General features: G+C 67.3%; 18 protein-coding genes. 9 read left to right on the forward strand and 9 right to left on the reverse strand.

The genetic code is table 11. The features are described 5' to 3' along the window. The coding region (locus QNJ67_15165) for a serine hydrolase domain-containing protein (GenBank protein MDJ0610315.1) at positions 1-661 on the reverse strand (661 nt) is incomplete at its 3' end. Between the two features lie 359 nt (positions 662-1020). On the opposite strand from QNJ67_15165, the gene QNJ67_15170 reads away from it, so the two are divergent. From QNJ67_15170 to QNJ67_15180, 3 genes are all read left to right on the forward strand, one after another. Further along, complete coding sequence (locus tag QNJ67_15170) at positions 1021-2865, forward strand: ABC transporter ATP-binding protein/permease (GenBank protein MDJ0610316.1); 1845 nt, start codon at positions 1021-1023, stop codon at positions 2863-2865. Positions 2866-2992: 127 nt separating this feature from the next. After that, the gene (locus QNJ67_15175; GenBank protein MDJ0610317.1) at positions 2993-3643 is read left to right on the forward strand and encodes a DUF47 family protein; all 651 of its coding nucleotides are present in this window, start codon (positions 2993-2995) and stop codon (positions 3641-3643) included. Positions 3644-3685: 42 nt separating this feature from the next. Next, positions 3686-5203, forward strand: coding sequence for an inorganic phosphate transporter (locus QNJ67_15180; protein ID MDJ0610318.1), 1518 nt, complete (start codon positions 3686-3688; stop codon positions 5201-5203). Between the two features lie 22 nt (positions 5204-5225). Here QNJ67_15180 and QNJ67_15185 read toward each other — a convergent pair whose 3' ends face one another. Next, a complete protein-coding gene (locus QNJ67_15185) occupies positions 5226-6149 on the reverse strand; it encodes a LysR substrate-binding domain-containing protein (protein ID MDJ0610319.1) in 924 nt (307 codons plus the stop codon). Positions 6150-6316: 167 nt separating this feature from the next. On the opposite strand from QNJ67_15185, the gene QNJ67_15190 reads away from it, so the two are divergent. Continuing rightward, on the forward strand, positions 6317-7213 hold the full coding sequence (locus QNJ67_15190; GenBank protein MDJ0610320.1) for a DMT family transporter: 897 nt from the start codon (positions 6317-6319) through the stop codon (positions 7211-7213). 115 nt (positions 7214-7328) lie between these two features. Here the strand turns inward: QNJ67_15190 and QNJ67_15195 are convergent, their stop codons facing one another. Continuing rightward, a complete protein-coding gene (locus tag QNJ67_15195) occupies positions 7329-8288 on the reverse strand; it encodes a MipA/OmpV family protein (GenBank protein MDJ0610321.1) in 960 nt (319 codons plus the stop codon). Positions 8289-8444: 156 nt separating this feature from the next. Between QNJ67_15195 and QNJ67_15200 the strand changes: the two genes are divergently transcribed. From QNJ67_15200 to QNJ67_15210, 3 genes are all read left to right on the forward strand, one after another. Further along, positions 8445-10838 carry an ATP-binding protein gene (locus QNJ67_15200; protein ID MDJ0610322.1) on the forward strand — a complete coding sequence of 798 codons (2394 nt, stop codon included), beginning with the start codon at positions 8445-8447 and terminating at the stop codon, positions 10836-10838. Further along, positions 10835-11698 (forward strand): class I SAM-dependent methyltransferase, encoded by an 864-nt coding sequence (locus QNJ67_15205; GenBank protein MDJ0610323.1) that lies wholly within the window; start codon positions 10835-10837, stop codon positions 11696-11698. Before QNJ67_15200 ends, QNJ67_15205 begins: the two co-directional genes overlap by 4 nt. 182 nt (positions 11699-11880) lie before the next feature. Next, positions 11881-12987 carry an aromatic ring-hydroxylating dioxygenase subunit alpha gene (locus QNJ67_15210; GenBank protein ID MDJ0610324.1) on the forward strand — a complete coding sequence of 369 codons (1107 nt, stop codon included), beginning with the start codon at positions 11881-11883 and terminating at the stop codon, positions 12985-12987. Positions 12988-13058: 71 nt separating this feature from the next. On the opposite strand, the gene QNJ67_15215 is transcribed toward QNJ67_15210, so the two are convergent. The 6 genes from QNJ67_15215 to QNJ67_15240 form a co-directional block, all read right to left on the reverse strand. Further along, on the reverse strand, positions 13059-13487 hold the full coding sequence (locus tag QNJ67_15215) for a hypothetical protein (GenBank protein MDJ0610325.1): 429 nt from the start codon (positions 13485-13487) through the stop codon (positions 13059-13061). 121 nt (positions 13488-13608) lie between these two features. Further along, positions 13609-14466 (reverse strand): ABC transporter permease subunit, encoded by an 858-nt coding sequence (locus QNJ67_15220; protein ID MDJ0610326.1) that lies wholly within the window; start codon positions 14464-14466, stop codon positions 13609-13611. After that, the gene (locus tag QNJ67_15225; protein ID MDJ0610327.1) at positions 14463-15434 is read right to left on the reverse strand and encodes an ABC transporter permease subunit; all 972 of its coding nucleotides are present in this window, start codon (positions 15432-15434) and stop codon (positions 14463-14465) included. The genes QNJ67_15220 and QNJ67_15225 overlap by 4 nt, the downstream gene beginning before the upstream one ends. Beyond that, positions 15431-16582, reverse strand: a complete 1152-nt coding sequence (locus QNJ67_15230) for an ABC transporter ATP-binding protein (protein MDJ0610328.1) — start codon at positions 16580-16582, stop codon at positions 15431-15433. The genes QNJ67_15225 and QNJ67_15230 overlap by 4 nt, the downstream gene beginning before the upstream one ends. Before the next feature lie 103 nt (positions 16583-16685). Then, the gene (locus QNJ67_15235; GenBank protein ID MDJ0610329.1) at positions 16686-17792 is read right to left on the reverse strand and encodes a polyamine ABC transporter substrate-binding protein; all 1107 of its coding nucleotides are present in this window, start codon (positions 17790-17792) and stop codon (positions 16686-16688) included. A gap of 103 nt (positions 17793-17895) precedes the next feature. Beyond that, entirely contained in the window at positions 17896-18567 is a 672-nt protein-coding gene (locus QNJ67_15240; protein MDJ0610330.1) for a TetR family transcriptional regulator C-terminal domain-containing protein, read from the reverse strand. Between the two features lie 163 nt (positions 18568-18730). Here QNJ67_15240 and QNJ67_15245 point away from each other — a divergent pair, with 163 nt between their 5' ends. Together QNJ67_15245 and QNJ67_15250 are read left to right on the forward strand one after the other, a co-directional pair. Then, the gene (locus QNJ67_15245) at positions 18731-19933 is read left to right on the forward strand and encodes an aromatic ring-hydroxylating dioxygenase subunit alpha (GenBank protein ID MDJ0610331.1); all 1203 of its coding nucleotides are present in this window, start codon (positions 18731-18733) and stop codon (positions 19931-19933) included. Next, a complete protein-coding gene (locus tag QNJ67_15250) occupies positions 19926-21965 on the forward strand; it encodes an FAD-dependent oxidoreductase (protein MDJ0610332.1) in 2040 nt (679 codons plus the stop codon). Before QNJ67_15245 ends, QNJ67_15250 begins: the two co-directional genes overlap by 8 nt.

A 21965-nucleotide genomic window follows, 5' to 3' on the forward strand; every position in this document is an offset into this window, starting at 1 on the left:
GGGGCTCGAAGATCCGCTCGGCCAGGAAGCGGTCGAGCGGCCGGCCCGAGATGACCTCGACCACCCGGCCGATCACGTCGGTCGAGACGCCGTAGTTCCAGCGCCTGCCCGGCTCGAAGGCGAGCGGCAGGGCCGAAAGCTTCCCGACCATGGCCGCCAGGTCGCCGGTCTTGTCGGAGAAGTTGACCCCCCGGTCGCGCATCGCCTTGGGCAGCAGGCCCTCGTTGAAGCCGTAGGTGAAGCCCGAGGTATGGGTCAGCAGATGGTGCAGCGTCAGGCGCGTCCCGGCGGGCTGCACCTGGTCGATCGCGACCGCGCCGGACACCAGGACCTGGCGGTCGGCCAGTTCCGGCAGGAACTCGTCGACCGGCGTGTCCAAATGGCAGAGCGCGTCCTCGTAGAGCATCAGCAGGGCCACCGAGGCGACCGGCTTGGTCATGGAATAGATCCGCACCAGGGTGTCCTGCTGCCACGGCCTGCCGGCCTCGAGGTCGCAGAGGCCGACGCAGTCGCGGAACGCGACCTCGCCGCGCCGGGCGATCAGCACCTGCGCCCCGGGATACTTCCCCTGATCGACCCAGCGCTGCATCCAGGGTCGGAAACGGGCGAGGCGGTCGGGGTCGAAGCCCAGCTTGGAGGGGTCCGAAGCCTGCTGGATCATCCGTCACTCCCTGTCGCTGCGTGGAATCGGGCCGCAACACTCGCCCGATTTGCGCTGTAAGGCTAGGCGTTTGGCGCCGGGCCCGCATTCCTCACACTCTCCACGGTCTGCGCGGCGCTTTGCTGCCGACAGGCCAGAAAAGTCGTGCAGCGCGATGCCGTCGCATCGGGCAAGCGGCTTGACGCCGCCTGTCGCCAGCACAGCGTCGCCCGAAGGGTCGCGCCCAGACGGTCGCCGGCGGCGTCGAAGGCCTCAACCGTAGCTTCGGCTACGCTTTTCGGCCTTCTCCTTGCCGGACGACCCCCTGGGCGCGACGCAGGCCATGGAGAGTGTGAGGAATGCGGGCTAGACTGCCGCCCATGCGACCCACGACCATCGATCCCGGCGACTTCCAGCTGAGCAAGCAGGCGCGCACGCTGCGGCGCCTCCTGCCCTACCTCTGGCCCCAGGGCCGTCCGGGCCTGCGCTTCCGGGTGGTGCTGGCCATCGCGCTGCTGGTCGCGGCCAAGCTGACCAACGTCACCGTGCCGGTCTTCCTGCGCGAGGCGGTCGACTCGCTCTCGCCCGAGGACGCGGGGCTGATCGTCCTGCCGCTCGCCCTGCTGCTCGCCTACGGCGCGGCCCGGGTCGGCGCGATCGCCTTCGGCGAGCTGCGCGACGCGGTCTTCGCCCGGGTGGCGCAGCACGCCATACGCCACGCGGCGCTGGCGACCTTCCGCCACCTCCACGCGCTGTCGCTGCGCTTCCACCTGGACCGCCAGACCGGCGGCCTGTCGCGCGCGGTCGAGCGGGGCACCAAGGGGATCGAGTTCCTGCTGTCCTTCGTGCTGTTCAGCATCGTGCCGACCCTGCTCGAGATCCTCCTGGTCTGCGGCATCCTCTGGTGGCTGTTCGACTGGCGCTTCGCCGGCATCACCCTGCTGGCGATCACCGGCTTCGTCGCCTTCACCTTCCGCCTGACCGAGCTCCGCATCGCCTACCGCCGGGCCATGAACGAGGCCGACAGCGCGGCCAACACGCGGGCCATCGACTCGCTGCTCAACTTCGAGACGGTCAAGTACTTCGGCAACGAGGCGCACGAGGCCGAGCGCTACGACCGCGGCCTGCAGGACTACGAGCGCGCGGCGGTGCGCTCGCGGGTCAGCCTCTCGGCGCTCAACACCGGCCAGACGGTCATCATCTCGACCGGCATGACCGCGATCATGGTGCTGGCCGGCCTCGGCGTCGTGGGCGGCACCATGACCGTGGGCGACTTCGTGATGGTCAACGCCTACCTGATCCAGGTCGCCATGCCGCTCAACCTGCTGGGCACGGTCTACCGCGAGATCAAGCAGTCCCTGGTCGACATGGAGACCATGTTCGACCTGCTCGACGTGGCGCCCGAGGTGACCGCCCGGCCCGGCGCGCCGCCGCTCGCGCTTTCCGGCGGCGCACTGGCCTTCGAGCACGTCGACTTCGGCTACGATCCGCGCCGGCCGATCCTGAAGGACGTCTCCTTCACCGTGCCGGCGGGCAAGACCGTGGCCATCGTCGGGCCGAGCGGCGCCGGCAAGTCGACCATCGGCCGCCTGCTGTTCCGCTTCTACGACGTGACCGGGGGCCGCATCACGCTCGACGGCCAGGACCTGCGCGAGGTGACGCCGGACTCGCTGCGCGCGGCGATCGGCATCGTTCCCCAGGACACCGTGCTGTTCAACGACACGGTCGGCTACAACATCGGCTACGGCCGGCCCGCGGCCGGCCCGGACGAGGTGGTCGCGGCGGCGCGCCTGGCGCGCATCCACGACTTCGTCGAGGGCCTGCCCGACGGCTACGAGACCCGCGTGGGCGAGCGCGGCCTCAAGCTCTCCGGCGGCGAGAAGCAGCGCGTCGCCATCGCCCGCACGCTGCTGAAGCAGCCGAGCATCTTCCTGTTCGACGAGGCGACCTCCTCGCTCGACAGCAAGACCGAGCGGGAGATCCAGCAGAGCCTCAAGGAGGTCTCGGCGGAACGGACCACCCTGGTGATCGCCCACCGCCTCTCGACCGTGGTCGAGGCCGACGAGATCCTGGTGCTCGAGGCCGGGCGCATTGTCGAGCGCGGCCGTCACGAGGCCCTGCTCGCCAAGGCCGGCCGCTACGCCGAGATGTGGCGGCGCCAGCAGGCCGAGCGGGACGAGCCCGAGACGCCCGAGGACGAAGTCGAGGTGGTGCGGGCGTCCTGAGGCCGCGAACTCTCTGCCACTCGATTTGACCGAAGAACACCAATGCGTGCTACGGTGCGTGGCAAATCCACAATAAAACTACGGTCACGTGCGAAAGCGCTGAAAGGCCGTAACGGGTGGACGAAACATGCCAATCAGCCTCTTTGGCCGCACAAAACAGCTCGAGCACGAGATCGACGAGTTTCATGACGTCCTGGGCGATGCGAGCCTGACGTTCAAGCAGGCCCTGGCGCTGTACCTCCAGGAGGGCGGAACGGATCGCTTCATAGAGAAGCGGCGTCAGATTTCGGACTTGGAGTCCCGCGGCGACGATTTGCGCCGGAAGATCCTGACGGACATGTATGCCGAGACGCTCATGCCCGACGCTCGAGGCGACATCCTCAACCTGCTCACGTCGCTGGATAGCATCATCAACAAGCTCGAAGAAGCCCTCTGGTACTTCGAAACCGAAGTTCCGGACATTCCCGAGGCGTTCCGCGGCTCCTATCAGGAACTAGCCGATCTGTCTTGTGCCGCTGTCGACACGCTGACCCTGGCGTCGAGGGCGTTCTTCAGGGATGCGCCAGCCATCAAGGACCACATGCACAAGGTCCTCTACTACGAGGCGGAGTCGGACAAGCTGGTCACGAAACTGAGAAGTGAAATCTTCGCCAGCGATCTGCCCCTGCCGAACAAGATCCATCTTCGGTTCTTCGCGGAGAGAATTGTCTGGATCGCCGATATCGCCGAGGACGTCGCCGACGAACTTTCGATCTATTCCATCAAGCGAGCCACCTAGAAGCCTGCCTGAAAATGACCGTGGGCTCTCGGAACACCTGAGATGGACGCGACAATCTTCATCTTCCTGTGCAGCGGCCTGTTTCTGGGCTGGTCGCTGGGCGCCAACGATGCCGCGAACGTCTTCGGAACGGCGGTCGGCACGCGCATGGTCAGGTTTGGCACGGCGGCACTGATCTGCAGCATCTTCGTGATCCTCGGAGCCGTTCTCAGCGGCGCCGGGGCGGCGCACACGCTCGGCAAGCTTGGGGCGATCAACGCCATCGGCGGTTCCTTCATGGCCGCCTTCGCGGCGGCGCTCACGGTCTACATGATGACCAAGCTGGGATTGCCGGTTTCCACCAGCCAAGCCATCGTTGGCGCAATCATCGGATGGAACCTGTTCAGCGGCTTCCAGACGGACACGAGCTCACTCATCAAGATTGTCAGCACTTGGGTTGCGTGCCCTCTCCTGGCCGGCGTGATCGGCGTGGTCTTGTACAAGCTAACAACTCTGCTGCTACGTTGGGCCCGGCTGCACATTGTACGGATGGATGCCTACACCCGGCTCGGCCTGATTCTGGCCGGAGCCTTCGGGTCGTTCGCCCTGGGCGCCAACAATATTGCCAATGTCATGGGCGTTTTCGTTTCCGCCAATCCCTTCACCTCGTTCAACGTCGGCGGGATTGCCAGTTTCAGCGCTGTCCAGCAACTTTTCCTGCTCGGTGCGATCGCTATAGCGGTCGGGGTCTTCACCTACTCGAAGAGGGTCATGCTGACGGTCGGCGGCGACCTGTTCCCGCTTTCACCGGTGGGCGCCTGGGTCGTCGTCGTGGCCCACTCGATCGTGCTGTTTCTCTTCGCTTCCCGCGGGCTGGAGCACTTCCTGGCGAGCTCCGGCCTGCCGACAATTCCCCTGGTGCCCGTATCCAGCTCGCAGGCCGTGGTCGGCGCGGTAATCGGCATAGCCCTGCTCAAAGGGGGACGGGGCATCAAGTGGCGGGTCCTGCTCAACATATCCTCCGGCTGGGTCACAACGCCGCTGGTCGCCTGCTTGGTCTGCTTCGTGTGTCTGTTCTTCCTGCAGAACGTCTTCAACCAGCAGGTCTATCGAGAGGCCAGCTACATCCTATCGAAGCCGGTGATGGAGCGTCTGGTGAAAGACGGCATCTCGACCGACAAGTTGGCGAAGCTGGCGGACAAGAGGATCGACAAGGTACGCGACTTCAGGAAGGCCTTGAGTCAAACCGCAGATCTAACGAACGCCGAGGAAGCCAGGATCCTCGACCGGGCGAAAATCGACTATGTCATCGTCGACAACAGCAAGCTCTGGCGACTCGAGGGGATCGTCAGCGACAAGCAGTTGGCGGCTCTTTGGCCGCTTGCCGGGAAGAGCTATCTGCATCCTTGGATGCTTGCCGAAGACATGGCGGAGCAAAGCGACGAATGGAAGTCGCTTCCTGACACCAAGGCGAACAAGCTCTTCAACAGGCATCTCGAGGAACAGCGACAAGAGGCCTTCAATCTGTTTCGCCGGGCCGAACCAAGATTGGAATCACGGCCGGATCGTGCTCAGCCATGAGGGACGCGCGCTGCGCGCGGTCTCACTCCGCAGCCACGGCCTCTTCGAGAATCCAGGCGATGAAGGCGGCGACCTCTGGGCGCTCGGCGGCCTGGCGGGTGGTCACCACGTCGTAGCCGATGTCCAGCGCGATCTCCTCGGCGAAGGGCCGAACCAGCAGGCCGGCGGTGATTTGGTCGCGCAGGATCGGCCCGCTCGCGAGCGCCACGCCTTGGCCGGCGATCGCGGCCTGGATTCCTTGGCCGTAGTCGTTGAAATGCAGGCCGTCGTCCGTCGCCAAGCGCCCGGCGCCGACATGGGCCAGCCAGTTCTTCCAGGTGAACCACTTTTCAGTCGCGGTCGCCCACGGCTGGTCTCTGATGTCGAAGTGGATCAGGGTCACCGCCTCGAGGTCGTCCAGGCGCCTCAAGGCCGGCGGGCCGGCGGCCAAGGCGGGCGAGCAGGCGGGAAAGACCCGGTCGTCGAAGATGCGCCGGACCACCAGCTCGCGGTCGGGCGCGACCCCGTAGCGAATCGCGATGTCGGCCTCGCTGCGCGCCAAGTCGACGATCTCGGGCGAGGAGTCGACCAGCACGCTGACCTTGGGATGGAGGGCGTGAAAGCCGGCGAGCTTCGGTGCCAGCCAGGTGGAGGCGAAGGAGGCCTCGACCGTGACGATCAGCCGCTGCTCCCTCCGCGGCCCGCGCATCCTGCGCACCGCGGCGGCCAGGTGGTCCATTGCCGCGCCCAGATCATCGCGTCCGGCCCGGCCGCGCGGCGTCAAGGCAAGCCCGCGGCCCCGGCGCTCGACCAGGCGCGCGCCCATGGCCGCTTCGAGCTTTGCGACCAGCTGCTTGACGGCGGCCGGCGTGACCTTCAGCTCCTCGGCGGCGGCCTGGTAGCTCAGGTGCCGGGCGAGCGCCTCGAAAGCCCGCAAGGCGTTGAGGGAGGGCAGCCAATCGGACATTTTGACAATTTAGATAAACTAACTTCTTGATGCAGATCAAATGAATTTTGCGAAGATCGCAAGCGGAGTAAAACCAGACTCTTGGATATTGTGAAGGGTGCAGGGAAGGCGCTAGACCTGAAGTTTATCTTAATTCCTCGGCGCCTACCATCAGGAGTTCCGGGGCCATGCGGTTCAATCCTCCCAGCCAAGGCTTCGCCTCCAGCGTGGTGTTTTTCTCTGCCGCGCTCTGGGGGCTCTACTGGATCCCCCTGCGCTATCTGGAGGGCCAGGGCATCAGCGGCGGCTGGGGGGTCGCGCTCTTGAATCTGCCGGCCGGTGTGGCGCTGCTGCCGCTCGTGCTGCTCGCTTGGGGGCGTCACCGGGCGCACATGGGCCAGGCGTTGGCGATCGGCATCCTGACCGGGCTCGGCTTGGCGCTCTATGCGTCGGGGCTGATCTATTCCTCCGTGGTGCGCGCCACCCTGCTGTTCTATCTGACCCCGGTCTGGGCCACCCTGATCGGCATCTTCTGGCTCGGCGAGCGCGCCGGCTCGCAGCGCTGGGCGGCGATCGGTGCCGGCTTGAGCGGTTTGCTGCTGCTGGTCTCGGGCGGCGGCTTGGTTCCGCTCAACGTGGGCGATCTCTTCGCCCTGCTGTCAGGTGTGTTCTGGGCCCTGGGCGCGGCCATGATCAAGCACTACGACCAGGTGCCGCTGGCCGGCATGACGATGTTCCAGTTCCTGATCACCGGCCTTGCGGCGATTATCCTGATCCAGGCCGCCGGCATCGCCCAGGTGCCGGCGCTTGACCTCTTGACCGCGGCGCTGCCGGCCGCCGGGCTGATGTCCCTGCTCGCCTTTCTGCCGGCGGTCATCCTCTTGTTCTGGGCCCAGAAGTTCCTCTTTCCCGGGCGGGTCGGGCTCCTCATGATGTCCGAAGTGCTGACCGCGGTCCTGACCGCCAGCCTGTTCCTTCCCGAGGAGCGCCTCTCGGCGGTCGAGTGGGCCGGCGCCGCGCTGATCGTCGGCGCCTGCCTGATCGAGGTTTTTCTCACCCCTCAGACCTGCAGCGAGGCGGCGTAACGCCAAGCGAGAGGACCGCGAGCAAAGGCGAGCATCCGGGCCGAGGCGGAGGCGCCCGGAAGCCGGGTCGAGGTTTGGCCTTGGTCCATGGTGCTTGGGTGGTTCTCGGGTTCGCTTAGCGCCAGACCTTGCGTTCGCTGACAAAGAACGACCAGCGCAGACCGCCCCCTACGGCAAAGGTTACGTTGTCCCGGAACAGTGGGCTGTCTTCGTTCTCGGCGCCCTTCCAGATGCCGATCTGGGTGCCGCCGAAGAGCCGAATCCGATCGGTGGGGCCCCAGGACAGGCCGAGGCTAAGCTCGCTGCCGACATAGCCGGCGTCGGCGCTAAAGCGCTCACGATCCGGCCGGACGTCCCGGTCGCGAACTTCGTAGAAGTACTCGTTGAAGCGTTCCGAGCCGAAAGTGGCGCCCAGCGACGCGCTGCCGCGCAGGTCCACGCCGAACAGGTCGTTGCGCCGAATGGTCACCGCCGGGTTCACGGTCACCCCCTGGTAGCGGTAGTTGCTGGATATGTCGGTCGAGATGACGCCCCGCGTCGCGAGCGAAAGATCGAGATCGTTGATCGGATCGTCGTAGAGCAGTTTCACGATGAGCTTGGGGCCGGCCTCGAGCAGATAGTCGAGGTCATCCATGCCCTCGCGCGCGTCGTTGTCGCTCGAGTCGACCGGGAAGGAGGCGTCCAGGCCAATGTTGAGCTCGAGCCAGGGGACGTCGACGAGGAGGCCGCGTGGCCCGCTGCCGTCGCCAGACCTGAAGAAGTCGCCGCGATAGACGAGATAAGGCAGGGCGATCCCGCGTACGTGGTTCTCGTCGGCGGCCGGATAGTCGGGCAACCAGCCGCCCCCGCCCACGACGCCGACCTCCCAGAGCGGCTTCTCCTCCAGCCCGCGCGCTGCCGGACTCTCGTCCTGCACCGTCCCGTCTTCGAGGGCGTCGTCCTCGCGCGTCCCTTCCTCGCCGCTGCTCTCGTCGGCGGGCTGCGCCTGGGCTCGGCCTTCATCCTCCTGGCTCAGGGCGGGTCCGGTCACGCAGAGCGCCGCCGCCAACAGCCAGGCGCAGACAGCAAGTCTCATCCCTCGTCCTCGTCCAGTTCCCCAATGCGGGACTTTAATGTCTAAATCGAATAGCTGAAGGCCTCGTTGCTCTGCCTGCCCGCGCCGCCCGATGCGGCTTGCCTCGGGCTTTCACTTCGCGGCAGGATGGCAGAGGTTTCGACCCCATTGCGAGTGATGCCCGGCTCCGACGCGCCACAGACCCAGACGAAAGCCAAGCAGGTTCCGGCGGAAGCCCTCGGCCTGCCGAGCTTCGCGGTGCCACCCTCGGGCTCGGCCAACGTCTTCGGCCTGTCCAGTCACCGCCGGGCCAAGGAGGCGCTGGAGTTCGGACTCGGCACCGACGAGCCCGGCTTCAACATCTTCGTGGTCGGCGAGGACCGCAGCAACCGCATGTCGGCGACCCTGGCTTTCCTGCACGAGGCCGTGGCCGGCGGCGACCGGCCCTGCGACTGGCTCTATCTCAACAACTTCCGGCGGCCCCACCGGCCCAAGCCCTACCGGCTGCCCGCCGGCGTCGGCGCGCGCTTCCGGGACAGCGTGGCCGAGCTGGTGCCGCAGGTGCGCGAGGCGCTGACCCGCGAGCTGAACAGCGAAGAGCACCAGGCCCAGATCCGCGCCCAGAGCGAGGCGGTGCAGCGCGAGATCATGCAGCGGCTCGACCGGCTCAAGCTGCAGGCGCAGCAGGCCGGCCTGCAGCTGGTCCCGGGCGCCCAGGGCCTGCGCCTGGTCGCGGTCAACGAGGCGGGCGAGCCGATCGACCTCGACGACCTGGAGCCGGAGCGGCGCCAGCCGCTCGAGGAGTCCGCCGAGGCGATCAAGCGCGACCTCGGCGAGATCAACCGCTGGGCGGCCAAGCGCCAGGGCGAGTTCCTGACCTGGGCCAAGGAGGCCAACCGCCAAGTCGCGGAGAGCGCGGTCGGCGGCCTGCTCGACAACTTGGCGGCGGAGTTCCAGTCCTACACCAGCCTGATCCGCTGGCTGGTCGAGATGCGCGTCGACTTGATGGACCACCTGGACATCTTCATGCCCGACGAGGAGCGGGGCGCGGCCAGGGAGCCGCCGGAGCGGCGCTACGCCGTCAACCTGCTGGTTGACAACGCCGACGCCGAAAACCCGCCCGTGGTGGTCGAGGCCAACCCGACATATCAGAACCTGTTCGGCCGCATCGAGTACCGGGCCGCCGCCGGCGGCGGGCTGGAGACCGACTTCTCCATGGTCCGCTCGGGCGCGCTGCACCGCGCCAACGGCGGCGTCCTGGTCCTGAGGGCAGAGGCGCTGGCCATGTCGCCCTTCGCCTGGGAGCCGCTCAAGGGCGCGCTGCGCGACAGGACCATCCTGCTGCAGGAGCTGCACCGCAGCGGCAGCGTGCCGATGAGCGAGGCGCCGCGGCCCAAGGCAATCCCGCTGGACGTCAAGGTGGTCATCGTCGGCGCGCCGCGCTGGTACTACACCTTCTTCTCGGTCGACTCCGAGTTCCAGACCCACTTCAAGGTCAAGGCCGACATCGACGGCGACATGGCGGCCGACCCGGACAACCTGGCCTGTCTCGGGGCGCTGATCCGCGAGCTTGCCGCCGCGCGCGGCGCGGTGACCTGCGACGAGGGCGCGGTGGCCCGGCTGCTCGGCCTGGCGGCGCTCCTTGCCGACCGGCGCGACAAGCTGACCGCCAGCTTCGAGTGGATCGAAGACGTCCTGAACGAGGCGGTCGAGCTGGCCGAGCAGAAAGGCAAGAAGCAGGAAAGGAAGGTCACCGCGGAACTCGTGGCGGCGGCGCAGGCGCGGCGGCGCCACCGCAACGCCCGCACGGAGGATCGCGTGCAGGAGGAGATCGCCCGCGGCACGATCCTGATCGACACGGCGGGCAGCGTGATCGGGCAGGTCAACGGCCTGACCGTGCGCAGCCTGGGCGACCACAGCTTCGGCTCGCCGGCGCGGATCACGGCGCGCGCCTTCATCGGCCGGCGCGGCATCATCAACATCGAGCGCGACGTCGCCCTCGGCGGCCCGATCCAGCAGAAGGGTGCCATGGTCCTGCAGGGCTTTCTGGCCGGCCATTTCGCCCGGCGGATCCCGCTCTCCTTCAACTGCTCGATCACCTTCGAGCAGAGCTACGGCGGGGTCGAGGGCGACTCCGCCTCGATGGCGGAGCTGCTCGCCGTGCTCTCCGACCTCGCGGCGATACCGCTGCGCCAGGACCTGGCGATCACCGGCTCGGTCAATCAGCGCGGCCAGTCCCAGGCGGTCGGCGGCGTGCGGCACAAGGTGGCGGGCTTCTTCCGGGCCTGCGTCGAGTCGGGTGGCCTGTCCGGAACCCAGGGGGTCGTCGTGCCGGCGGCCAACGAGGTCAACCTCGTGCTGCCCGACGAGATCGCCGAGGCGGTCGCCGAGGGCCGTTTTCAGGTCTGGAGCGTCGAAACCGTGGAGCAGGCGATCGAGCTGTTCACCGGCGTGCCGGCGGGCGAGGCCGACGCCGAGGGCCGCTATCCCTCCGACAGCGTCTACGGCCGCGCTTTCGCCCAGTTGGAGGAGTTCGACCGTATTCTCACCGAGCGGGAGCGTGGCGCATGACCCCGGGCAAACCCTGCACCTCCAAGGACGCGGCCGAGACCGCGGCGATCAAGGCCATGGGCCTCTACCGCAAGGTCGAGCGTATCCACGCCGAGCTGGCGGCGCTGGGCCACGGCCCGGACGACCCCTTAAGCGCGGACCTGCTGAGCCGCTTCGACCAGTACCACTATCACGGCGTCGAGGCGGTCAAGCAGGCGATCGGGCTACTCGATCTCGGGCCGGAGTCGCGCGTACTCGAGGTCGGGGCCGGCATCGGTGGCCCGGCCCGCACCATGGCGTCGCTGGCGGGCTGCCGGGTGACCGCGCTCGAGCTGCAGCCCGACTTAAGCGCGACCGGCGCCGAGCTGACCCGGCGCTGCGGCCTCGACGAGCGGATCGAGCACCTCTGCGGCGACGTCCTGAGCCACGGGCTGGAGATCGGCGGCTACGACGCCATCACGGCCTTCCTGGTGTTCCTGCATATCGCCAAGCGCCGGCCGCTCCTGACCCGCTGCCGCGAGGCGCTGCGCCCGCGCGGCGCGCTCTTCATCGAGGACTACTACCAGCGCGAACTGCTGACCGAGGCGGAATGGCGGGTGCTCTCGGACAAGGTCTACTGCAGCTACCTGCCGACCTGGCGTGAGTACATCGATCAGCTGCACCGCGCCGGCTTCCTGGCGATCGACATGGTGGACATGACCGACAGCTGGGCCCGCTTCGTGCTCGAGCGGCTCAGGGCCTTCCGCGCCGACCGCGACCGGCAGACCCAGCTCCACGGCGCGGAGACCGTTGCCGGCCTCGACGATTTCTATACGGCGGTCGCCGAGCTGTTCAGCGGCGGTCGCCTCGGCGGGCTTCGCATCGTCGCCCGCCGGCTGTGAGCCCGGGTCAAATTCGGGGCAAGCCGGCTCTATCCCGTTGGTTGCTCTGCGCTCGGCTTCCAACAACTGACCGCGCGTGCTAGTTCTCTCGTAACGAGAGAGAGGGGGGGGCGTTCCTGCGGTCGGTTCTCGGCGAGCGGGCTCCTTAAACGAAAAATCGCAACCAAGAGGGCCACGCAGGCATGTCAGTTATGTTCGAGCGCGCGCCGCGCGTCGAGGCGGGCGATGCGCCCGTCGTCGACCTCAGGCGGACCGGTCTCCATCCTGATTTCTGGTATCCCGTCGCCCGCGCGCAGCATCTCAAGCCCGGCAAGATGCTCGGCGTCCACTTCGCCGGCGAGCCGATCCTGCTGGTCCGCGGCAAGGACGGCGTCTGCTTCGCGCTCGAGGACCGTTGCGCCCACCGGCAGGTGCCCCTGCACAACGGCGTTGTCTGCGACGAGGGGGTTCGCTGCGGCTACCACGGCTGGACCTACAACGCCGCGGGGCGCTGCATCAGCGTGCCCTATCTCGGCAAGTGCCGCTCCAAGCCCAACGGCGTGCGCAGCTATCCCTGCCGCGAGGCCTACGGTCTGATTTTCGTGTTCCCGGGCGATCAGGCGAAGGCCGAAAGCACCGCCTTCCCCGAGATCCCGACCTGGAGCGATCCCAAGTACAAGACGCGCTACCTCGATCGCCGGGTCGACTGCCACTACTCCTTCATGCACGAAAACCTGATGGACATGAACCATCAGTTCCTGCACCGGCGCCTGATGGGCGGGATCAAGACGATCTACCTGGACAAGCGCAGCGGCGCGAACTGGGTCGAGGCCGACTACAGCTTCGACCGGGTCAGCGGCAAGCAGTCCCTGGGCGAGTGGTTCATCACCCACAAGCGGCACGGCGAAGAAGCGCGCAAGCGCCGCGACCTGATGACGATTCGCACCGAGTATCCCTATCAGAGCCTGAAGTTCTGGACCGCGGGCAGCGACGAGCCGGCGCTCGACCTGTGGAACGTCTACATCCCGGTCGACAAGGTGCAGCGGGTCAACCACACCTTCGGCATGATCATGGTGCAGAAGCCGCCGATCCCCGGCCTGATCCACCTGCTGTGGCCCTTCATCACATGGTTCACCGAAGGCATCTTCAAGGAAGACAAGTGGATCGTGGAGCTGGAGCAGCAGGCCCACGACGCCCAAGGCGCGGACTGGAACCAGGAGATCTTTCCGGCGATCGTCGCCCTGCGCGAGTTGCTGGCCGCCGGCGGCGTGCCTCTCAATGCGGAGGGAGCGGCGGTCTCTTCGGTCTAAATCATCGGTTTAGAGCAGATTCACCGGGTCTGATGGATCGCTCCCGCGATTTCTTCGAACCCGGATCTGCTCTAGCGCAACGAGTCCGCCTCGATGTCCACGGCGATGGCGCCGTCGATCACCTCGAAAGTGCCTTTCCGCCTGACCACGAACTTGCGGGCCTCCGCCGCATCGGCTCCCGCGACCGAGGGATCGATCGAGATCACCGCGACCTCGTAGCGGTAGAGACCGTCGAGGTCGAGCGCCGAGGGACCCCAGGTGACCGGGTCACCCAGCGAGCGGACGTCGACGACGAGGGTGCCGTCAGGATCGGCGATGCGCACCTCCATGGCGTCGAAGTTGACCACCATGTCGGCATAGAAGGCGATCTGGTCGACGGCAATCTCGACCTCTGCGCCCAGCTGGGCCGAGGCCCTCGACGCCGGCCCACCGGCCAGGAGGCCCGCCGACAGAGCCGCGACGGCGGCCAAGCTTAGCAACCTGCGCGCCTCGAAGAGCATCCTGTCCTTCTCGTAAGGGGTTCCGGCGACTCCCCTCCGGGGACCGTCGAGGATCAGGGTCTTATGTCAGGTGTAGCGTTACCAGATCGTCAACGTCGCTGCGGCCGGGATTCAGGCGCGCTCAAGTCCCCTCTTCGAGGGCCGTGGCGTAGGCCATCTGCTCCTCGCGCTTGCGGCGCTTGTCGTGGCTGTTGATCAGGATGCCGGCGCCGATCACGCCCAGGGTCACGGTGACGATGATGATCGTGGCGAGCGCGTTGATGTCGGGCGTCACACCCAGCTTCACCTTGGAATAGATCACCATGGGAAGGGTGCTGGAGCCGGGGCCCGAGACGAAGCTGGCGATCACCAGGTCGTCGAGCGAGAGGGTGAAGGCGAGCAGCCAGCCCGAGACCATCGCCGGCGCCAGCAGCGGGATGGTGATGTCGAACATGACCCGCGGCGGCTTGGCACCCAGGTCCATGGCCGCCTCCTCGAGCGATTCGTCCATGCCCGAGAGGCGCGACTGCACGATCACCGCGACGTAGGCCATTGAGAAGGTGATGTGGGCGATGGTGATCGTGGTGACGCCGCGGCCCTCGGGCCAGCCGATCATGGCCTCGAGCGAGATGAACAGCAGCAGCAGGGAGAGGCCGGTGATCACCTCGGGCATGACCAGGGGCGCGGTCACCATGCCGGTCATCATCATGCGGCCGCGGAAGCGCCCGAAACGGCTGAGGGCGATTCCGGCCAGCGTGCCCATGATCACGGCGATGCTGGCCGAGACCACGGCGATCCGGAGGCTGAGCAGGATCGCCGCGATGATCAGGTCGTTCTCCCACAGCGAGAAGTACCACTTGGTGGAGAAGCCGCCCCAGACCGTCACCAGGCGGGAATCGTTGAAGGAATAGAAGATCAGCAGCAGGATCGGCACGTAGAGGAAGGCGAAGGCGAAGCAGGTCACCGTCAACAGGAAGGTCTCGCTGCGGTTCCGCCTCATTTGCCGGCCTCCTTCACCTGGTAGTGCTGGTAGACCATGATCGGCAGCACCAGGACGATCAGCAGGGCCGTGGCCACGGCCGAGGCGACCGGCCAGTCGCGGTTGATGAAGAACTCGTCGAACATGACCCGCCCGATCATCAGGGAGTCCGGCCCGCCGAGCAGCTGCGGGATGACGTACTCGCCGGTGGCGGGAATGAAGACCAGCATGGAGCCGGCGATGATCCCGGGCATGGAGAGCGGCAGGGTGACGGTCGCGAAGGTGGTGACCGGCCGGGCGCCCAGGTCGGCGGCTGCCTCGAGCAGGCTGTGGTCGAGCTTCTCCAGGTTGGCGTAGAGCGGCAGGATCATGAAGGGCAGGTAGGAATAGACGATGCCGATGTAGATCGCGAATTCGGTCTGCATCATGATGATCGGCTGGTCGATCACGCCGAGCCAGATCAGCAGCTCGTTGATGTAGCCGCGGTTGTTGAGGATGCCGATCCAGGCGTAGATCCTCAGCAGGAACGACGTCCAGAACGGCAGGATTATCAGCAGCAACAGAACGTTGCGGTAGGCGCCTTCCTGCTTCGCGATGTAGTAGGCCATGGGATAGCCGACCAGCAGGCAGAGCAGAGTCGAGATCCCGGCCAGCTTGATCGAGTTCAGGTAGGTCTTCCAGTAGAGGTCGTCCTCGAAGAGGTAACCGAAATTCTCGAACACCAGCTGGAGCTGGAGCACGCCGTCGTCGGCCCAGGTGAGGAGCGGCGTGAAGGGCGGCATGGCCTCGGCGTAGCCGGCCAGGCTGATCTTCAGGACGATCGCGAAGGGAATCAGGAAGAACAGCAGCAGCCAGAGATAGGGAACCAGGATGACGAGGCGCTGCCAGCCGGCCAGCAGCCGGCGGTCGAGCCAGCGCAGCAGCCGCTTGCTTGTGTCGGAAGCCTGCCTTTCGCCGGTGGCCGCAAGCTCTTCCTGCAGCGCCGTCATTGGGTCAGCACCACCAGGCTCGCGGGCTGCCACGACAGCAGAACCTCGTCGTCCCAATCGACGCTCCGGTCGTCCTCGGCGGCGCGCACCGTGTTCTGGTGCATGACCTTGATGAAGTGGCCGCTCTCGGTGCGCACCCGGAAGATCGACTGGTTGCCGAGATAGCCCATGTCCTGGACCACGCCCTTGACGGCGTTGCGCCCCGCCTCGGCCTTGCTTGCGTTCTCGATGCGGATCTTCTCGGGCCGCACCGCGACGCAAACCGGCTCGCTCACGCGATAACCCTCGTTGCGGTCGACCAGGAACTCGCAGCCGAGGTCGTCACTCCTGACCACGAGTTGCCGGTCGTCCGCCTCGGTGACGACGCCCTCGAAGAGGTTGATCGAGCCGATGAAGTCGGCGGTGAATCGGGTCTCGGGGAACTCGTAGACGTCGGTCGGCGTCCCAGTCTGGACGATCTTGCCCCGGTCCATGACGGCGATCCGGGTCGAGAGGGTCATGGCCTCTTCCTGGTCGTGGGTCACCACCACGAAGGTGACGCCGAGCCGCTCCTGGATCGCCATCAGCTCGAACTGGGTCTGCTCGCGCAGCTTCTTGTCGAGCGCGCCGAGCGGCTCGTCGAGCAGCAGCACCTTGGGCTGCTTGACCAGCGAGCGGGCGAGCGCGACCCGCTGGCGCTGCCCGCCGGAGAGCTGGTGCGGCCGGCGCTTGGCGAAGGGCGTGAGCTGCACCAGGTCGAGCATGGCGGCGACCCGGTCGGCGATCTCGGCCTGGGGCAGGCCGTCGCGCTTCAATCCGTAGCCGACGTTCTTCTCCACGGTCATGTGGGGGAAGAGCGCGTAGGACTGGAACATCATGTTGACCGGCCGCTCGTAGGGCGGCATCCCGGTCATGTCATCGCCGTCGATGAAGATGCGCCCCGCGGTCGGCGTCTCGAATCCGGCCAGCATGCGCAGCAGGGTGGTCTTGCCGCAGCCCGAGCCGCCGAGCAGGCAGAAGAGCTCGCCGCGGTAGATCTTGAGATCGACGTTGTCGACCGCGGTAAACTCGCCGAAGCGTTTCAGCACCCCCTGAACGTGAATGAAGGGCTCGGCCCTGGGGTCGAGCCAGGGACGTTCGGCGAGGTCGGCCGTCCGCTGTTGCTCCATGCCACCCCCTCGTTCCTGTTCGGCCCCGCGGATCTTGGGTGTCCACGTAGGCTCTCGTTACGGCGAGGCCGCCGGTCCCCGCCGGCGGCCTCGCCCTCATCGGTTACTGCCCGGTCTTGATCCGGCTCCAGGTCCGGGTCCGGGTACGGTTGGCCTTCTGCGGCAGGGGCTTGTTGGAGAACATGCTCTTCTGCGCTTCCTCTGGCGGATAGACCGCCGGGTCGCCCAAGATATCCGGCTCGATGAACTCCTTCGCCGCCGTATTGGCGTTGGCGTACCAAGTGTAGTTGGTCGCGCCGGCGATCACCTCGGGCCGCATCATATAGTCGAGCCACTTGTAGGCGGCCTCCTTGTGCGGCGCGTCCTTGGGCACGACCCAGACATCGAACCAGACGACAGAGCCCTCGTTGGGCATGAAGTAGGCCAGGTTGACCTCTTTGCCGGCTTCCTCGGCGCGGCCCGCGGCGACCGCGTAGTCGCCCGACCAGGTCATGGCGACGCAGATCTCCTCGTTCGGCAGGGCGTTCAGGTAATTGGAGGAATCGAAGGTACGGATGTAGGGGCGCACGGCGCTGAGCAGCTCGGCAACCTTCTTGTAGTCGCTCTTGTTCGTGGAGTTCGGGTCGAGCCCCAGATAGGCCAGCGCCATGGGAATGACCGAGGAGGGGTCGTCGAGGAAGGTGACGCCGCACTCGGCCAGCTTGGACATGTATTCGGGCTTGAAGATCATGTCGGCGGAGCCGATCGGCGCGTCGGGCAGGTGCTTTTTCACCAGGTCGACGTTGTAGGAAATCCCCGTCGTGCCCCACATGTAGGGCACTGCGGTCGCATTGCCCTCGTCGTAGCCCGCGAGCACTTCGAGGATCGCGGGATCCATGTTCTTGTAGTTGGCCAGCCTGCCGCGGTCGAGCTCCTCGAAGGCGCCGGCCTTGATCAGCCGCGGAATGAAGGACGCGGCGTGGATCACCACGTCGTAGCCCGAGCGCCCGGCCATGAGCTTGGCGTCGACCGTCTCGGAGGAGTCGTAGGTGTCGTAGACGACCTTGATCCCGGTCTCCTTCTCGAAGTCCGCGATCGTCGTCTCGCCGATGTAGTCCACCCAGTTGTAGACGTGGAGGACCTTGTCCTCGGCCGCGGCGGCGGATGCGGCCAAGGCGAGGGCCGCCGCCCCGGCGAGGACGGATCTGAAAAAGCGTGCCTGCATGCTCATCGATTTCCTTCTCCCTGTTCAGGCGTCTCGCCCCCTCGCCAGGACCTTCGCGTCCCGGTCTCGTTGCGCCCAGCCTGTATCGTAAGCCCAGGGCTCGGAAATCTCACCCGCTTTTTGACCCTTTGGTGACGCCGGCCCGGCCCGCCCCGGCCGCCGCGTCGATGGCGACCCCATGCTCGGGGAAGTTCGCCTTGAGCTGAGCGAAGACGACGCGCAGCGCGTCGCGCCGGGTGAAGCTGCGGTAATCCGCCAGCAGCCGCTGCCAGAGGCCGTCGCTCAGGCTGTCGATCGCGGCGGCGAGGTCCTCGGCCGACTCGCCGCCGCGGCCGAGGTCCCGGAGCGCCTCGGCGCAGGCGGCGTTCATGACGGCGGAGCGCTCCGCGTCGCGCTCGCCGCAGATCCGCATGTAGGTCGGCCGCGACTTGGCCTCGGCCCAGAAGGCCTGCCAGACGGCGATTTTCTTGCGGGTGACCAGCTCAGGCTCGAAGTCGGCCGCGGCCAGGGCGCAGATCCGCCGGATCGGATCGGCCGGCGCCGCGGCCAGCGCGGCCGTCCAGGCGGCCTGGTATTCCTCCGAGAGGAAGCGGAGCGTGGCCACCAGCAGCGCGTCCTTGGTCTTGAAGTGGAACACGACGCTGGCCTGGGAGACGCCAGCGATCCTGGCGACCGAGGCGAGCGTGGTCTCGGCGAAGCCGTTCCGGTTGATCGAATCGATTGTCGCGGCGATCAGCTGCCGCCGGCGCAGAGCGCGCGAGCGGGCGCGCCTCTCGCTCACCCCGCCTGTTTGATCTACGGTATCTTCTAAAGTCACGATTATTTTCCAGGTTTATGATGGCTTTATACCAGAAAATTGACTAACTGTTCAATCAATTTTCTGGACTGCGGTGCGGAGTCCTGGCACACTAGCCTTGTTGCAACCCAGCGAGAGGATTTCGGCCATGGACTCCTTGGCAACCCCGTCCCCCGTGCTCGAGAAACGCGGCGGCCTGCCGACCTGGGCCTACGACAGCGAAGAGCTGACCGCGCTGGAGAAGGAGGTGATCTTCCGCCGCAACTGGCTGTTCGTCGGCCACGTCAACGAGGTGCCCGAGCCGGGCGACTTCATGACGCTCGACGTCGCCGACGAGCGGGCGCTCGTCGTGCGGGGCCGCGACGGGATCGTCCGCGCGTTCCACAACCTCTGCCGCCACCGCGGCTCGCGGGTCGTCGCCGAGGCCAGTGGTCACTGCGGCCGGGTCATCACCTGCCCGTTCCACGGCTGGACCTACGACCTCGACGGCAAGCTGCGCGGTCTGCCCATGGCGGACACCTTCGGCGACCTCGACAAGACGCGCCACGGCCTCAAGCCGCTGGAGCACGAAATCTGGCACGGCCTGGTCTTCGTCCGCTTCAAGGGCGGGGGGCCTGCGGTCGCCGAGATGCTGGCGTCGATCGACGAAGAGATGGCGGCGCGCCGCGTCGTAGAGATGAAGCCGCTGGCCCCGCGCTGGTATGACGGCCTCGATGTCGACTGGAAGGCGGCGCTCGACGTCGATAACGAGGGCTATCACGTGCCCATCGCACACCCCAGCCTGAACGACCTCTACGGCCATACCTACAAGGACGAGGTGCTGCCCAGCGGCCTCGTCCGCTCCATCGGCACCTTCGGCGACAAGCCGGCTAAGCTGTGGAGCGTGCGCCACTACATGAAGGTCCTGCCCGAGATGGAAGAGCTGCCGGCGCACCACCGCCGGGCCTGGATCTATTACGGCGTCTTCCCCAACCTGGTGATCTCGCTGTATCCGGAGATGGTCGACTTCTACCAGATGTTCCCGGTCAACAGCCGTCGCTGCACCTTGACCGGGTGCTATTACGGCCTGCCCGACGAGCGGCGCGAGATCCGGGCCGCGCGCTACCTCAGCCTGAGGATCAACCGCCTGACCACCGACGAGGACGTCCAGCTGATCAAGTGGGCCTGGGAAGGCTACCGCTCGAGCGCCTTCGAGGACATCGTGCTGTCCGACACCGAGGTCGCGGTCAGGGCCTGTCACGACCGGCTGCGCCGGGAGCTGCCCGTGCTCAACCTGCGCCAGGCGCCCGCGCCCGGCACCATGGCCGAGCGCAACCGGGAGATGGCGGCGGCCGGCAACGGCCATGCGTGATCCGCGCTACGACGTCCTGTTCGAGCCGGTGAAGATCGGCCCGGTCACCGCGCCCAACCGCTTCTATCAGGTGCCCCACTGCTCGGGCATGGGCTACCGCCGGCCGGAGATGCTGGCGGCCATGCGCGGCGTCAAAGCCGAGGGCGGCTGGGGCGTGGTCTGCACCGAGTACTGCTCGATCCACCCCTCGTCCGACGACGACGGTTATCCCTACGCCCGCCTCTGGAGCGACGAGGACGTTGCGGCCCAGGCGCTGATGGCCGAGGCGGTGCACGAACAGGGCGCGCTGGCCGGCGTCGAGCTGTGGCACGGCGGCAGCCGGGCCGCCAACCTGACCAGCCGGGAACCGGGCTTCGGCGCGCTGAGCCGGCCGGCGCCCCACGTGCCGGTCCAGAGCCGGCCGATGGACAAGAGCGACCTCGCCGACCTGCGCCGCTGGCAGGGCGCGGCGGCCCGGCGCGCCCGCCGGGCCGGCTTCGACATCGTCTACGTCTACGCCGCGCACGGTTATCTTCTTAGCGAGTTCCTCTCGTCGCGCAGCAACACGCGGAGCGACGAATACGGCGGCTCGCTGGAGAACCGCGCCCGCCTGGTGCGCGAGCTGCTGGAGGAAACGCGCGAAGCGGTCGACGGCGCCTGCGCCGTCGCCTGCCGCTTCTCGCTCGCCGCCGAGGGTGGCGGCGCGATCCTGGAACCGGCAGAGTCGCGCGACCTGCTGGCGCTGCTCGCCGAGTTGCCCGATCTCTGGGACCTCACGGTCGACGACTACAGCATCGAGATGGGCAGTTCGCGCTTCGTCGAAGAGGCGGCGCAGGAAGAGACCATCGCGGCGGCCAAGACCCTGACCTCCAAGCCGGTGGTCGGCGTCGGCCGCTTCACCTCGCCCGATACCATGCTGCGCCAGATCACGCGCGGCGTGCTCGACCTGATCGGTGCGGCCCGGCCCTCGATCGCCGACCCCTTCCTGCCCAGGAAGATCGAAGAAGGGCGTCTGGAAGACATCCGCGAGTGCATCGGCTGCAACATCTGCTATGCCCACAACTCGCTGGGCGCGCCGATCCGCTGCACCCAGAACCCGGCCATGGGCGAGGAGTGGCGCCGCGGCTGGCATCCCGAGAGGATTGCGGGCGGCACCGCCGACCCGGTGCTGGTGATCGGCGGCGGCCCGGCCGGTCTCGAGGCGGCGCGGGCGCTCGGCCAGCGCGGCTACCAGGTCACGTTGGCCGAGGCCGGAGACGAGCTGGGCGGCCGGGTCACGCGGGAGAGCCGCCTGCCCGGCCTCGCCGCCTGGGGCCGGGTGCGCGACTGGCGCCTCGGCCAGATCCGCCAGATGGCGAACGTCGCGACCTACCTCGACAGCCGGCTCACCGCCGAGGACGTCCTGGGTTTCGAGGCCAACCACGTCCTGGTCGCGACCGGCGCAAACTGGCGCGGCGACGGCACCGGGCGCTGGCGGAAGCGGCCCTTCGAGGGCGCCGGGAGGCCCGAGGTCGCGTCACCCGACGACCTCCTCGCGCGCTGGCCCGATCCGCGGCTCCCGGACGGGCCGGTCCTGCTCTACGACGACGACCACTACTACCTGGGTTCGGCGCTTGCGCTCGGCCTCCGACAGGCCGGATATCCGGTCACCCTGGTCACCCCCGAGGGACGGGTTGGCCAGTGGAGCCAGTACACCGAGGAGCTCCACTTCGCCAACGCCCGGCTGCTCGAGGCCGGGGTCGAGATCGTGACCAACCACTTTCTCGAGGTCTTCGACGGCGCCGAGGCCCGCCTCGCCTGCGTCTTTACAGGCCGCGGGGCGGTCCGCCCGGCGGCCTCGGTCGTGCCGGTGACCGCCCGCACGCCGGACGAGGGGCTCTACCGGGCGCTGGCGACAGACCCCGCCGCGCTGCGGGCCGCCGGCATCGAGAGCCTGAGGCGGATCGGCGACTGCGACGCCCCGGCGACCATCGCCGCCGCGGTCTATGCCGGGCACAAGGCCGCCCGAGCTTTGGGCGAGAACAGCCAGAGCGTTCAGGTTGCGCGCGCCTAG

The sequence above is a fragment of the Kiloniellales bacterium genome, from assembly GCA_030064845.1.
Classification (GTDB): Bacteria; Pseudomonadota; Alphaproteobacteria; order Kiloniellales; family JAKSDN01; genus JASJEC01.